This is a genomic window from Borreliella burgdorferi B31 (assembly GCF_000008685.2).
Lineage (GTDB): Bacteria > Spirochaetota > Spirochaetia > Borreliales > Borreliaceae > Borreliella > Borreliella burgdorferi.
Genome location: NC_001318.1, coordinates 454,476 through 469,389 on the forward strand (window position 1 = coordinate 454,476; position 14,914 = coordinate 469,389).

Genomic DNA, 14,914 nt, shown 5'->3' on the forward strand with positions numbered 1-14,914 from the left:
CGCTCCAATTACACATCAAGATTAATTACATTAAGTGCATTCTGTTCAATAAATTCTTTTCTGGGCTCAACTAAATCTCCCATAAGAGTAACAAAAATTTTTTCAGCTTCAATAGCATCATCTATATTCATCAATCTCATTTTTCTTCTAGCAGGATCCATAGTTGTTTCCCAAAGCTGCGTTGGATTCATCTCCCCAAGCCCTTTATATCTCTGAAGAGAAATACTATTGCGATTTTTAGTTTCAATAGAATCTAAAAATTTTTCTTTTTCTTTCTCTTCATAAAAATAATAAATACGATTGTCATACTTTATTTTATAAAGAGGAGGCATGGCTATATATATATATCCATTTTCAATTAAATCTCTCATATATCTAAAGAAAAAAGCTAAAAGCAAAGTTCTAATATGAGATCCATCAACATCGGCATCTGCCATAATAATGATCTTGTGATAACGAAGTTTTGTAATATCAAAAGTTTTACCAACTCCTGCACCAAGAGATGCAATTATGGGAATAAGCTTATCATTGGTGATAACCTTATCTTCTCTTGTTTTCTCAACATTAAGCATTTTCCCCCACAGTGGCAAAATGGCCTGAAAAAATCTATTTCTACCCATTTTAGCACTTCCTCCAGCAGAATCACCTTCTACAATATAGATTTCTCTTTCCAAAGGATTTTTAGAAGTACAATCAGCCAATTTTCCAGGCAATGCCAAGCTTTCAAATGCATTTTTTTTTCTTTCTGATTCTCTTGCTTTTCTTGCAGCTTCACGAGCACGAGCAGCTTTTATTGCTTTTCCAAGAATAGTGTCTATCTCTAAAGGATTTAAATTAATAATTTCCAATAAATGTTCATATACAACAACTTCAACTATTTTTCTTATCTCAGAATTACCAAGCTTACTTTTTGTTTGACCTTCAAATTGAGGTTCTGGTACTTTGACAGAAATAACAGCTGTAAGCCCCTCTTTAAAATCATCTCCTGTAAGATTTGGAATATCTTTTTTACTTATTTTTGAATTTTTAAAAGCTTCATTCATGGCCTTAGTAAGTCCACTTCTAAATCCCATAACATGAGTTCCCCCTTCTCTTGTATTAATGTTATTAACAAAAGAAAGAATGTTGTCAGAATAGCTTTCAGTCCATTTAAGCCCCACATTAACAATAACATCATTAATAAAACCATCAATATAATAAGGTTCTGATTGAAAAGCTTTGCTGTCATTAGTTAAATAATCTACAAAAGATTTTATCCCACCCTCAAAATAAAATTTTGAAGATTTTTCTTTACCAATTCTTTTATCTTCAATTGAAATGTATATTTTATCGTTTAAAAAAGCAAGCTCTTTAAGCCTTTTTTCAAGAACATCGAAATTATAATCTAAAGTTTCAAAAATTTCAGAATCCGCCAAAAAAGTAACCTTAGTCCCCGTAACAGAAGATTCCCCCACAACTTCTACTTTAGAAGTCGGAATACCTTTTGAAAAAGTTTGCCTAAAAATTTTTCCATCTCTATTAACATAAACCTCTAAAAACGAAGATAGAGCATTTACAACCGAAATTCCAACGCCATGAAGTCCCCCAGAAACTTTATACGTGCCTTTATTAAACTTACCACCAGAATGTAATTTTGTTAAAACAAGTTCAAGGGCACTAATACCCTCCTCTTCATGAATATCGGTAGGAATACCTCTCCCATTATCAATTACAGTTATAGTATTATCTAAATTGATAATAACATCTATTCTATCACAAAACCCAGCTAAAGCCTCATCAATGCTATTGTCAACCACCTCATAAACCAAATGGTGCAATCCATTAATAGAAACTGAGCCTATATACATGCCAGGCCTTTTCCTAACAGCCTCAAGTCCTTTTAAGACCTGAATGTTACTAGCAACATAATTCATAAACCTTCCATTCATTTAATTAAAATCTAGACACAGATAAATTCTACATTAAAAAAAAAATAATATCTATTACATAGGAAATACCAAAAACTTTTAAAAATTCACAAACAATTTAGATAGAATCCTAATTTAACATTATACTATATAATGTTAAAAGTATAGTGCTAAAACCAACAAGGACAAAAAAATGGAAAAATCAAAAAATATATGGAGCTTGATTTTAACAGAAATAAAAAAAGAACTATCAGAAGAAGAATTTTATGTTTGGTTTGAAAATTTGTGCTTTTTAGAATCAATAGGTGACAATATTAAAATATCTACTCCAAATTTATTTCATAAAAATCAAATAGAAAAAAGATTTACAAAAAAAATTAAAGAAATCCTTATAAAAAATGGCTACAATAACATAGTCATTGTATTTACAAATCAACCACCCAAAACTCATTCTAACAAACAAGAAACTAAAAACCCGGCTCTTAACGAAACTTTTTCAAAGTTCGACAAGCTCAAAGAAAAAACAACTTCCAAAGAAGCAATCCAAAATATTCAAGATCGTATAAAAATGTATATCAAAAAAGAAGAAGAAGAGCCCACAAATTTTAAAAACCCCTTTCTTAAAAAAAGATATACATTTGAAAATTTTATCATCGGGCCAAATAATAAACTTGCTTACAATGCCAGCTTGTCAATCTCAAAAAATCCTGGGAAAAAATATAATCCGTGTTTAATTTATGGTGGAGTTGGACTTGGAAAAACACATTTGCTTCAAAGCATAGGAAACAAAACAGAAGAATTACATCATAACCTTAAAATATTATATGTTACTGCTGAAAATTTTTTAAATGAATTTGTAGAAAGCATAAAGACACACGAAACAAAAAAATTTAAAAAAAAATACAGATACTTAGACATGCTACTTATAGACGATATCCACGACTTACAAAAAAAAGAAGGTATACAAGAAGAGCTTTTTCACACATTTAATGCCCTTTATGAAGACAATAAACAACTAGTATTCACATGTGACCGATCTCCTTCTGAACTTACAAATTTTACAGATCGATTAAAAAGCAGATTCACAAGGGGATTAAATGTTGATATATCAAAGCCCAATTTTGAACTCAGAGCAGCTATTGTCGAAAAAAAAGCAGAAGAAGATGGCATAAATGTCCCTAAAAATATACTAAATCTGGTTGCTCAAAAAGTTACAACCAACGTAAGAGACCTTGAAGCTGCTGTAACAAAACTAAAAGCATATATAGATTTAGACAATATAGAAATTGACATTGAAATTGTTGAAAAAATAATCAAAGAAATAATAATTTACGAAAAAGAAACAACCAATGAGCCAAACAATAAAATTAATATCGAAAATATAAAAAAAATACTCTTAAGAGAGCTAAAAATCACACACAAAGATATTGAGGGGCATAGTAAAAAACCAGAGATAACAAAAGCTAGACATATTTATGCGTACCTTTTGAGAAATTTTACAGAGCTATCAACAGTTGAAATTGGAAAAATTATTGGAGGGAAAACCCATTCAACAGTGCTTTATTCGATAAATAAAATAGATAGAGACAGAAATAATGACAAAGAAATTAACAATTTAATCACAGAACTTATGAACAAAATAAAAAAAAATTAAACTTAATTGAAGAATCAAAAATTATTTTAAACAATTGAACCAAATAATTTATCAAAAATACAACAAAAAAACAACCTACAATTTAACAAGATATTTACTTGCATCATATAGTATTAAATACAATTAAACAATCAAACAGTAGCTTACTACTATTACTACTATATATCTATAAAAAATAAAAATACAAAATCCACAAAATCTTATTAAGATAAAATGTAATAGAATATATAAGGAGGCATCATGCTACACAACACATTTTTTATTTGCGAAACAAATCAAATTATGAATGAGATAGAAAAAGCAAAGGGAATAATATTAAACAGAAATATGAATGATATTTGGAGTGCATTGTTAATAGAAGTAAAAAAATCTAATCTCATAATCAAATCAACAGACAGAAATATATTTTTTGAAAGCACAATTTCAATTGTTTCAGAAACAGATTTTAAGGTATTAATTAATGCTTCAAATTTTTATGATGCAGTAAAAGCATTCAGTTTTTATAAGAAAATCAAAATAGTTTTTAATGAAAATAATAGTAAATTAGAAATTATGGGAGAGTTAAATGATGAGAAAGAGGAATATGAAGATCATTTAAAAGAGCCCACTTTTTCATACGAAGAAATAGAAAATTACAATTATGATATGGTTAATGAAGATTATACTTTTGGAATTGAAATAAAACAAAAATCTTTTAAAAAAGTAATAAATAGAATAGCTTTTTCAGCACATCTTGATGAATCTAAGAATGTATTAAATGGTGTGTATTTTTCAAAAGATGAAGATTCTAAATTACTACTTGTTTCTACTAATGGTCACAGAATGTCTATTTGTAAAACAGAAGTCATAGTTGAAGAAGATGTGAATTTTATAGTTCCTGTAAAAATATTTAATTTCTTAAAACATCTTATGTCGGGAGAAGGTATGGTTAAAATAAAGTTTTCGGATAAAAAATTTTATGTTGAATTTGATAATTATAAAATAGCTTGTAGCTTAATTAATGGTAATTATCCGGATTATAAAAGCATTATACCTAAAGAACAGAAAAATAAATCTTTAGTTTCGCTAGGCATTTTAAAAGATAGACTTGCAAGAGTCAATTTATATGTTGATAAATCAAGAAAGTTGGTTTTAACTTTCTCTGAGTTACAATTAAAACTTCTTGGAGAAGATTTGATTACTGGAAGAAAAGGTGAATTTTTCATTAAAGATCCAAATTATCTGTATGACGGAGCAGATGAGGTTATGGCTATTAATATTTCATATTTTGTTGAAGCTATTAGTGTTTTTGAAACTTCAAAGATAGAAATACAATTTAATTCGGGCAATGTATTAAAATTGAGCGAACCTGAAAATTTTAATTTTACGCACTTGATAATGCCGATGTCTTTGGGTTAAAGTGAGTTATTAATGCTATTTTGAATATTAAAATAAGCTTTTCTAGGTTTATTCAATATTGTTTTTTGCATTGTGGTATAAAAAATTGATATGAATGATTCTGCTTTTAAAAAAATAGGCAATGTTCTTAAGGATTATTTAGAATCCAATTTGCTTGTTAATAAAAAAATAAGTTCGAAATTATTGATTGCCGATAAATGGAATCAGATATTTGAGGCTTTATCAGATGATGTAAAGTTTTTAGATTTTAAAAATGAGCAGATCCTTTTTCTTGAGGTAAGCAATTCAAGTATTTTGTGTAGTATAGCAATCAATAAGTCGAAGATAATAAATTCAGTAAAAGAATTAACAGGTATTAAAATAATAGATATAAAGGTTTTGGTAAGGTAATTATTATTGACAATTGCATTTATATGCTATACCATGTTAGTGTTTAATTTGTAGCTTGGCAGCATAAAATTGTTTTTAATGGAGGAGCGTTTTGAAAAGAACTTATCAACCCAGTCGTGTTAAAAGAAATAGAAAATTTGGGTTTAGAGCTAGAATGAAAACTAAAGGCGGAAGACTTATTCTTTCAAGGCGAAGGGCAAAAGGAAGAATGAAATTAACTGTTTCTGATGAGAAAAAGAAATATTAGTTTAAAATCAAAAATAGAAATTCAAAAAATTTTCAAAGAAGGCAAGCTGATTAGATTTAGCAATCTTAATCTTAAAATGTTCTATAAATCAAATCATTTGGTTTATTCTAGAATTCTTGTTACCTTTTCTAAAGGCTTTAGGGGATCTGTTAAAAGGAATCGCATTAGAAGACTTTTTAAAGAAGCTTTTAGAAAAAGATTAGAATTGTTAGAAGGGATTGCTTTAGATATTATTTTTGTAGTTTCTTATGGTAAGTTAACTTTGACTTATTTTAGCATTGAATCTCTCATGAAAGGTTTGGTTTTAAGGTGTGAAAGGGGCATAGGTGAATCAAAGTAGAAGAATTTTAAGAACAGTTTATTTGTCTTTATTTTTAATAGGTCTTTTCATGCTTATTAATGATATTTTTTCTTCAAACATTTTAAGTTCTAAGTCTTCTGATAAGGAAGTGCAGTTTGATTTAAACAAAAGTTTTGATGATAATGAGATGTCTTCAGTTAAGAGTAATAGCTTTAATTTGATTAATAAATCTCAAGATATTATTGTAGAGACAGGGATATATGTTGCTACTTTTTCTACATTTAAAGGAAATTTGGTTTCATTAAAGCTTAAAAATCATTTAAATTTGGAAAAAAATCCTACAGATTTGATTAATATTGATCGCAAAAATGAAACTTTTTTTGACATTAGTTTTGACTATTTTGTAGATGATTTGTTTTTGTATAAAAAGATAGATGATTTTAATCATGAATTTAAAGCTTATTTTAAAAATAATGGTAAAACTTATGAATATGTAAAGAAGTATACATTTTCGAAAAAAGATGAGTACTTAATGCAATTCAAAGTTACTGTAAATGGTCTTGAGGATTATAACTTATTTGATTTTGATTCTTATAAAATTATTTTTAGTTCTGAGATTGAAAGGTTGAGTGATAAAGCAAAGCTACAATATAATAATTATTTGTCTCAAATAATTTATTATGATAATAAGCTTAAATATGGTAAAGATGGTCTAAGGATTAACAATCCCAGATGGATTGGTTCTAGTACTAAGTATTTTGGGGTGTTAGTTTCYAAAGAAAATATGGAGGTTGAATTTAAGAAGGAAAGAGGAACTCTTAAATCGTTTATTATTAATAATGTTAGAAATAAAAAAAATATTAGCGATGAGTTTTTTATTTACGCTGGACCTAAGGATAATAGATATTTAGACGTTTTTGACAAGAGAGATGACAATACCTTTGGTTTATTTGATATTTTTTTTGGAATGTCAGTGGAAAAGAGTTTTTGGTATTTGATTCAAGTTCCTATGCAAATGGTAATGCAAGTTTTTTATGATGTTATACCTAATTGGGGGCTTTCAATTATTTTTTTGACAATTGTTGTTAGAATACTTATCTTTCCTTTGACATTTAAGGGATTTAGAGCTACTGCGGARCTTTCCAAGCTTCAACCTAAAATGAAAGAGCTTCAAGCAAAGTTTAAGCATGATCCTAAAAAGTTAAATGAAGAGATGGGAAGGCTTTATAAAGAAGAAGGAGTTAATCCTCTTGGGGGGTGTCTTCCTGTAATTTTGCAGCTTCCTATATTTTTTGCTCTTTATTCACTTGTAAATAATTTATTTTTATTAAGAGGAGCTAGTTTTATTCCAGGATGGATTGATGATTTATCTATCGGTGACAGTGTATATCATTTTGGATATAAGCTTTATTTTGTTTCTTGGACCGATATTAGAATTTTGCCTTTTATTATGATGTTTACTCAATTGGGATCTACAATTGTTAGTTCTAATATGGATTTAAAAAATCTTGGGGCGCAGCAGAAGTTTTTATATTTTGGAATGCCTATTATGTTTTTTTTCATACTTTACAATATGCCATCAGGGCTTTTAATATATTGGATTACAACAAATATTTTTACTATTTTGCAGCAATACTATATAAAGATGCATTTGTCTTAAAGGGGGAATAATATGAGCTATGAATTTTACGGAAAAACCGAGCAAGAAGCAATAAAGAAAGCAATGAGAGATCTAGAATTAAAAGAAGGCGAGTTTGATGTAGAAATTTTAGATAAAGAAAGGGTTGGATTTTTATTTAAGAAAGAAATGATTAAAATACGGGTTTCTCCTCATGCAAAGGAGGTTAAAAAAGACGATTTTGAAATTAAAATTGGTGATGAAATTTGTGATAAAATTTTAGAATTTGTAAAAGAAATGCTAATTAAAATGGGATATTCTGTACATTTGACAATAGAGCCCAAAGAAGGGGGATATGTTAAGATTTCTATTGAAACAGATAGTCCAAATATTTTGATTGGACGAGAGGGTAAAAATTTAGATTCTTTGCAGCTTTTAACAAATGTTTATGCCTCTAAGCTTATTGGTGAAAATGGGGCTTTTAATAGGGTTATATTGGATATTGGAGATTATAGAGAACGGTTTAAATCTAGGTTTATTAATTTAGCAATAAATTCTTTTCATAAAGTCAAAAGAACCAGGCGCTCTATTTTGTTGCCATCAATGAATCCTTTTGAAAGAAGGATTGTTCATACAACTTTAAATCGTTATAGTGACATAAAAACTGAAAGTGAGGGAGATGGAAATATAAAAAGAATAAGAGTCTCTTATGTTAGAAATAATAGGTATGGTATCAACAATTCTCGTGGTTATCAGAAAAGAGATATTGGTTTTAAAAAATAGATTAATGGGCTTGCTTTGTATTGAATTTTAAAGAGGAATAATAGTATGAAGATTTTTTTAACCGGAATTGCAGGGTTTATTGGATTTCATGTAGCTAAAAAGCTTGTGGAAAAAGGGCATGAAGTTTTGGGAATAGACGTATTAAATGATTATTATGAACTCAAATTTAAGCATGAAAGGTTAGAAGCTTTAGGGTTTTGTTCTAAGGATGTTAAAACGCATAAGATTATTAAGAGTGAAAAATATAATAATTTATCTTTTGCTTATCTTGATATACTAAATAAGGATAAACTGCTAGAACTTTTTAAAGATCATAAGTTTACACATGTTTGCCATTTGGCTGCTCAAGCGGGCATTAGAGATAGTCTTGAAAATCCTGATAGCTATGTTTCAATAAATATTGTTGGGTTTTTTAATGTTTTGGATGTATGTAGAGTTTATAAAGAAAACATCGAGCATTTTGTTTATGCATCAACGTCATCGGTTTATGGCATAAATGAAAATATGCCGTCTAGTGAAGATTCTATTACGGATCACCCTTTAAATTTATATGCAGCTAGTAAAAAATCTAATGAGATGATGGCGCATGCTTATAGTGCATCTTTTAATATTCCCACAACAGGGCTTAGATTTTTCACAGTTTATGGGACTTATGGAAGACCCGATATGGCTTTATATTTATTTTCAGATGGAATTAAAAATGGCAAGGCTATTAATATTTTTAATAATGGGAATATGGCTAGAGATTTTACATATGTGGGTGACATTGCAGACGGTGTTTACAAAGTTTTGAAAAATCCGGCTAAGAGTGATTGTAATTTTGACGTTAAAAATCCAAATTCATCAACTTCTTCTTTTCCTTACAGAATATATAATATAGGAACTGGACACGCAACTAAACTGCTAGATTTTATTAGCGAGCTTGAAGCAAATTTTGATAAAAAGGCCTTAAAAAATTATATGCCTATGCAAAAAGCAGATGTTGTAGAAAGTTGTTGTGATATTTTAAAGCTTAAAAATGATGTTGGGTATGAGGCTAAAGTTTCTATTAAAGAAGGAATAAAAGAATTTTCACAGTGGTATAAAATGCTAGAGTCTACCAAGAAGACTTGATTTTAAACTTTTTTATGCAAAATAATAAATTTTTAATAAATTTTATGTTTGGTTTTGATTTAATAATTATTTATTTTTTGATTTAAATTCAATTCAACTTCTTAGGTGTATAATTTATTATAGGCATTTGATAAAAGAAAAAATAAAATGGAAAGGAGTGATATAAATGGGTGTTTTAGATAAGATTAAACCAGGTGTAGTTTATGGGAAGGAACTACATTTTTTATATGAAATATGTAAAAAGGAAGGATTTGCTATTCCTTCTATTAATTGTATAGGAACAAATTCTATTAATGCAGTTTTGGAGGCAGCAAAAGAAATTAATTCTCCTATTATGATACAATTTTCTAATAGTGGATCTGCTTTTATTTCTGGAAAAGGATTAAAGATGGAAAAACCACAAGGAGTTTCAATAGTTGGAGCTATTTCTGGTGCTATGCATGTTCATTTAATGGCAGAGCATTATGGTGTTCCTGTTGTTCTTCATACTGATCACTGTGCTAAAAATTTGCTTCCTTGGGTTGAAGGCCTTTTAGAATATGGAGAGAAATACTATAGTCAGCACAAAAAACCATTATTTTCTTCACATATGTTAGATTTATCAGAAGAACCTATTAAAGAAAATATTGAAATTTCTAAAAAATTCTTAGAAAGAATGGCAAAAATTGAAATGTTTTTGGAAATAGAGCTTGGAATTACGGGTGGGGAAGAGGATGGAGTTGACAATTCAGATAGAGCTTTGCATGAACTATTTTCTACTCCTGAGGATATTTATTATGGATATTCAGAACTTTTAAAAGTTAGCCCAAATTTTCAGATTGCAGCAGCTTTTGGAAATGTTCATGGGGTATATAAACCGGGGAATGTTAAGCTTACTCCAAAAGTTTTAAAAGATGGTCAAGATTATGTCATATCAAAAACAGGAGTAAATATGGCTAAGCCAGTTTCTTATGTTTTTCATGGAGGGTCTGGATCTACAATTGATGAGATTAATGAGGCGCTTTCTTATGGCGTTGTAAAGATGAATATTGACACAGATACACAGTGGGCTGCCTGGGAGGGTGTTTTAAATTATTACAAAAAAAATGAAAGTCGTTTGCAAGGTCAATTAGGAGATGGCAAGGATATTGATATTCCAAATAAGAAATTTTATGATCCAAGGGTTTGGTTAAGAGAAGCTGAAGTTTCTATGAAAGACCGTGTGAAGATTGCATGCAAAAATCTTAATAATATTAATAGAAATTAAATAAAAATTCACTAATTTTTATTTGCAAGCTGCTTTTTGAGCGGCTTTTTTATTATTCTAATTATATTTTAGATATTTATAAAATTATTGATTGTTTGATATAGTTTTTTACTATTTATCGGGTATTTTTTTGTTTATTTTTTCAAAACCTGAATAATAGATTAATTTATTTTTAAAATTATTATTAAATGCTGTGTTTATGAGACTGTTTTGATTGAAAAAGTAATTAATTAATAAGATTTTTTTAAATTTTAAAAAAGCATTTTGTTTTAGATTTTGAGACTTAATTTCTTGAAAGAATAGCAGTATCTTGAAAAATTCCAAGGAATGTTGAGTAGCTGATTTTTATAATTTTAAAGGTATATGGCAGAGCTTGCATTATGGATTAATTGTCACCATCAACAATATTAATTCCCAGTTCTTTGAGTTGTTCATTTGAGATTTTAGAGGGGGAATTATCAAGAGGGCTTGCTGCAAAAGAATTTTTAGGAAACAGTATTACATCTTTTATTGAAGTTGATTTTGTCATCAACATTATTAGTCTATCAATGCCAATAGCAATGCCACCATGATTAGGAGCTCCATATTCTAATGCTTTTAGAAAAAATCCAAATCTATCTTCTGATTTTTCTTTTTGAAATCCTATTATTTTGAAAATTCTTTGTTGAAGCTCTTTGTTATGTATTCTAATTGAACCTGAGCCAAGTTCTACGCCATTTAAAACAAGATCGTAAATTTCACCTATAGTTTTTTTTGGATTTTTTTCTAAATTAGCAATATATTGCTTTTTGGGAAGCGAGAACATGTGGTGAGCTGGTGAATAGGTTTTTGTATTTTCGTCATATTCAAATAGTGGAAAATCATAGACCCATAGAAATTCAAATTTATTTTCATCTATTAGTCCAAGATCATTTGCAATTTTTATTCTAATTTGACCCATTGCTTTACATGCAGTTTCCCAGTTATTATTAGCTGTAAAGAAAATTATGTCATTATTTTCTAAAGAATAGGTTTTTATTAATTCCTGTTCTTCTGTTTTTAAAAATTTTGCAATTCCCCCGGAAAATTTATTGTTTTCAATTTTTGTAAAATAAAGCCCTTGTGTTTTGTAAAGCTTTGCAATTTCTTCTAAATTGTTTATTTTTGCTCTTGAAAACTTGTCAGCTTTATCTTTTACTATTAAAATTTTAATTGAACCTTTGTTTTTTAGAGTATCTTTGAATATATTAAATTCTGAATTTTTTAGATTACGACTTATATCTTGTAATTCAAGTTCAAATCTAGTATCTGGTTTGTCGCTTCCATATTTGTTCATTGCCTTTTTGTATGTTATTTTTTTGAATTTTTTAGGTAGGTTAATATTGATGCAATTTTTGAATATTAAAAAAAGCATATTTTCTATTAATTTAAAAATATTTTCTTTTTTGACAAAGCTCATTTCAAGATCGAGCTGGGTGAACTCTGGTTGTCTGTCCCCTCTTGAATCTTCGTCTCTATAGCAGCGGGCTATTTGAAAGTATTTGTCAAATCCTGCTATCATTATGAGTTGTTTGTAAAGTTGTGGAGATTGAGGTAGTGCATAAAAAGATCCTTTGTGAATCCTTGATGGGATTACAAAATCTCTTGCACCTTCTGGCGTTGATTTTACAAAAGTTGGAGTTTCTAGCTCTAAAAATTTTCTTTTTATTAAAAAATTTCTAATAAGATGAGTAGCCTGACATCTTAAAATAATTTTATTTTTCAAGGAATCTCTTCTTAAATCTAAGTATCTGTATTCAAGTTTTGAGTTTTCACTTGCATTATTGTCATCTTCTATCATAAATGGCAATTCATTGCACTTTGAGATAATTTCAATGTTTTTTGCCAATATTTCAAAATGTCCTGTTTTCATATTTGCATTTATCATGTTGGGGGGTCTTTTGATCAACAGTCCTTGAATTTTAATGCAATATTCAAGTTTTATTTTTTCTGCGATCTTTAGAAGCTTTTCTTCATTTACCAGAACTTGAGCTTTTTCATATCTGTCTCTTATATTTAGAAAGATAAATTTTCCGTGGTGTCTAATTTTTTTTACCCAAGCATTTATTTCAACTTTTTTGTCTATCAATTTTTCATTCAATTCATTACATTTGATAACTTTAAACATAACTTAGCTCACTATTATATTATAAATTTCTTTATCTGTTTTTGCATTTAAAATTTCTTTTTTGTACAGATCAACTTTGCCCACAACAGATGCTAAAATTCTAGGGTAGCTAACGTAATCTTTTGCTGGGCACAGTATTAATATAAAAACATGACTTAAGTTCTTGTCAAGAGCATTAAAGTCAATTCCCTCATGGCTTATTCCTATTGCAATATGTATTTTTGATATTAAATTTGTTTTTAAATGGGGAATGGCAAAGCCTTCTTTTAGTGCAGTAGTAATTAACTTTTCTCTTTCCATTAAATCTTGGAATATTCTTTCTTTATCAATTTCAATGTTTATTACGCTTAGAAGCTCTCTTATTACATCAGCCTTATTGCTTGATTTTAATTCTAGAATAATGTTTTCCTTTTTTATTCTTTTATTTAGGTTGATATTACTAAGGATTTTATCGTAATTTATTGAGTAATCTAGTTTTTTTGCTCTTAAAGAGACTGTTTCAACTTCTTTGGTTATTTTTTCTAGGTTTAAGATTGTTTCTCTAAAAAGATCTTGTATTATAATTAAATGATTATTTGGGCATTCAAATGTGATTTTGCTACCTTCTCGTTTTATTGAGAAGGATATATTGTTTTTTCTTGCATTAATATATTGTGAAGAATCATTTTTAATTTGTTGTGTAAAAAATCCTTCTTTTCTTAACTCATTTTTAAAGTCCCATATAAGAATTTTGGCTAAATTATCATATTCAAATGATACGCATATGTGTGTATTTTGATCTATTGGGAGTTCTTTTTTAAGTCCACTTTTATTTATTTTAAATAAAAAGTTTATTATGGGTGTTGCAATGATTGTTGGCAAAAACACCATTATTATTATGATTCCAAATATTTTTTGGCTAATAAATCCTGAAGATAATGCTACATTTGCCATAATAAGTGAAACTTCTCCTCTTGGAACCATTCCGGTTGCAATTTTTAAGGCTCCAAGTTTATTAAATCCTAAAAAGAGTGCTGGGATAAAGCAAAATATACTTTTAGTAATTATTGCTATTGCGCTAATTGCTAATCCTAAAATAAGAACTTCCTTTGAAAGTATTTCATTAATATCTGACATAAGTCCGATTGATGTAAAAAAGATCGGGATAAAGAATCTTTCAAAGATTGTTAGTTTGTCTTGAATTACGTATACAATGTCTGTTTTTGACATAGCAAGTCCAAATACATAAGCCCCAACAACAAAAGACATTCCTAAATTTTGGAAAATGCTTGCAATAGTAAGGGCTAGAGAGAGCGTTATTACGGTTGCTAAGGTGACACTGTTTAATTTTTTCAACAGTCTTGAGAGTGTTTCTGATATATATATTAAAGAGAAAGTTAAGCATAGCCAAATTACTATGTTTTGAACTATAGCTTTTATTGAGCTTGCTATATCAAGATCTGATATAGATCTTGATATAGTTATTACACTTGTAAGCATAAGCATTGAAAGCACATCATCAATAATTGAAGTTGAGATTATTGTCACTCCTTCTGAGGTACTCATTTTTTTCTTTGCCGAGAGTATGCTTGCTGCGATTCCTGCTGATGTTGGGGTTCCAATTATTCCAATAAAAAGTGAGGTTGGGCTTATTAGGGGAACGTTAAAAATTATGCTTGCCATTAGTACAAAACTTGTGAAGGTTCCAACAACCTCTGTTATTCCAATAATTCCTCCGCGTGGCAAAAATTTGATAAACAATTTTAAGTCAGTTTCAAGTCCTGCTGTGAAAAGCAATATTATTGAAGCTATGGTAGAGATTGCAAATATTTTTTCATTTATTAAATAATTTTCTCCAATTTGAGTTATTCCCAATGGGAATAATAAAGGTATTTGAATTTTTCCAAAGGCATTCGGACTTAGAATTATTCCCGCTGTTATTTGCCCTATTACTTTTGGAATTCCTATTTTAGCTACTAGATTGCCTATTGAAATAGATGAGATTACGATGATTGCCAGACTCATGACAAAAGCCGACATTTTTACTTCAATGTCGTATTTTGTTGAGTATGAAAATAGAAGATTAGGTAAGTGCAGCAGTATTGTTATGTAAAAAATTTTTTTGTTCATTT

At 28.7% G+C, this 14,914-nt stretch carries 12 protein-coding genes; 9 read left to right on the forward strand and 3 right to left on the reverse strand.

Features of this window, described 5'->3' with window-relative positions:
- Positions 1 to 8 precede the first annotated feature (8 nt).
- Entirely contained in the window at positions 9 to 1,913 is a 1,905-nt protein-coding gene (gene gyrB / locus BB_RS02180; RefSeq protein ID WP_010889750.1) for a DNA topoisomerase (ATP-hydrolyzing) subunit B, read from the reverse strand.
- A gap of 187 nt (positions 1,914 to 2,100) precedes the next feature.
- Here gyrB and dnaA point away from each other — a divergent pair, with 187 nt between their 5' ends.
- The 9 genes from dnaA (at position 2,101) to fbaA (ending at position 10,657) form a co-directional block, all read left to right on the forward strand.
- Positions 2,101 to 3,561 carry a chromosomal replication initiator protein DnaA gene (gene dnaA / locus BB_RS02185; protein WP_002656657.1) on the forward strand — a complete coding sequence of 487 codons (1,461 nt, stop codon included), beginning with the start codon at positions 2,101 to 2,103 and terminating at the stop codon, positions 3,559 to 3,561.
- A 240-nt stretch (positions 3,562 to 3,801) separates the two neighbouring features.
- Entirely contained in the window at positions 3,802 to 4,959 is a 1,158-nt protein-coding gene (dnaN, locus tag BB_RS02190) for a DNA polymerase III subunit beta (protein WP_002657061.1), read from the forward strand.
- Between the two features lie 90 nt (positions 4,960 to 5,049).
- Positions 5,050 to 5,349: a hypothetical protein gene (locus BB_RS02195; RefSeq protein ID WP_002657913.1), complete on the forward strand. Its 300-nt coding sequence runs from the start codon at positions 5,050 to 5,052 to the stop codon at positions 5,347 to 5,349.
- Positions 5,350 to 5,440: 91 nt separating this feature from the next.
- Positions 5,441 to 5,596, forward strand: a complete 156-nt coding sequence (rpmH, locus tag BB_RS02200; RefSeq protein WP_002557032.1) for a 50S ribosomal protein L34 — start codon at positions 5,441 to 5,443, stop codon at positions 5,594 to 5,596.
- The gene (rnpA, locus tag BB_RS02205; protein ID WP_002664778.1) at positions 5,577 to 5,936 is read left to right on the forward strand and encodes a ribonuclease P protein component; all 360 of its coding nucleotides are present in this window, start codon (positions 5,577 to 5,579) and stop codon (positions 5,934 to 5,936) included. The genes rpmH and rnpA overlap by 20 nt, the downstream gene beginning before the upstream one ends.
- Positions 5,923 to 7,557, forward strand: a complete 1,635-nt coding sequence (gene yidC, locus BB_RS02210) for a membrane protein insertase YidC (protein ID WP_020948745.1) — start codon at positions 5,923 to 5,925, stop codon at positions 7,555 to 7,557. The genes rnpA and yidC overlap by 14 nt, the downstream gene beginning before the upstream one ends.
- A gap of 12 nt (positions 7,558 to 7,569) precedes the next feature.
- Positions 7,570 to 8,298 carry an RNA-binding cell elongation regulator Jag/EloR gene (gene jag, locus BB_RS02215; protein WP_010889751.1) on the forward strand — a complete coding sequence of 243 codons (729 nt, stop codon included), beginning with the start codon at positions 7,570 to 7,572 and terminating at the stop codon, positions 8,296 to 8,298.
- 45 nt (positions 8,299 to 8,343) lie between these two features.
- Positions 8,344 to 9,411: an NAD-dependent epimerase gene (locus BB_RS02220; protein WP_002557036.1), complete on the forward strand. Its 1,068-nt coding sequence runs from the start codon at positions 8,344 to 8,346 to the stop codon at positions 9,409 to 9,411.
- 166 nt (positions 9,412 to 9,577) lie between these two features.
- Positions 9,578 to 10,657 carry a class II fructose-bisphosphate aldolase gene (gene fbaA, locus BB_RS02225; protein ID WP_002557037.1) on the forward strand — a complete coding sequence of 360 codons (1,080 nt, stop codon included), beginning with the start codon at positions 9,578 to 9,580 and terminating at the stop codon, positions 10,655 to 10,657.
- Between the two features lie 385 nt (positions 10,658 to 11,042).
- Here fbaA and aspS read toward each other — a convergent pair whose 3' ends face one another.
- Together aspS and BB_RS02240 are read right to left on the reverse strand one after the other, a co-directional pair.
- Positions 11,043 to 12,803: an aspartate--tRNA ligase gene (aspS, locus tag BB_RS02235; protein WP_002657924.1), complete on the reverse strand. Its 1,761-nt coding sequence runs from the start codon at positions 12,801 to 12,803 to the stop codon at positions 11,043 to 11,045.
- Positions 12,804 to 12,806: 3 nt separating this feature from the next.
- The gene (locus BB_RS02240; protein ID WP_002665246.1) at positions 12,807 to 14,912 is read right to left on the reverse strand and encodes a cation:proton antiporter domain-containing protein; all 2,106 of its coding nucleotides are present in this window, start codon (positions 14,910 to 14,912) and stop codon (positions 12,807 to 12,809) included.
- Between the last annotated feature and the right edge of the window lie 2 nt (positions 14,913 to 14,914).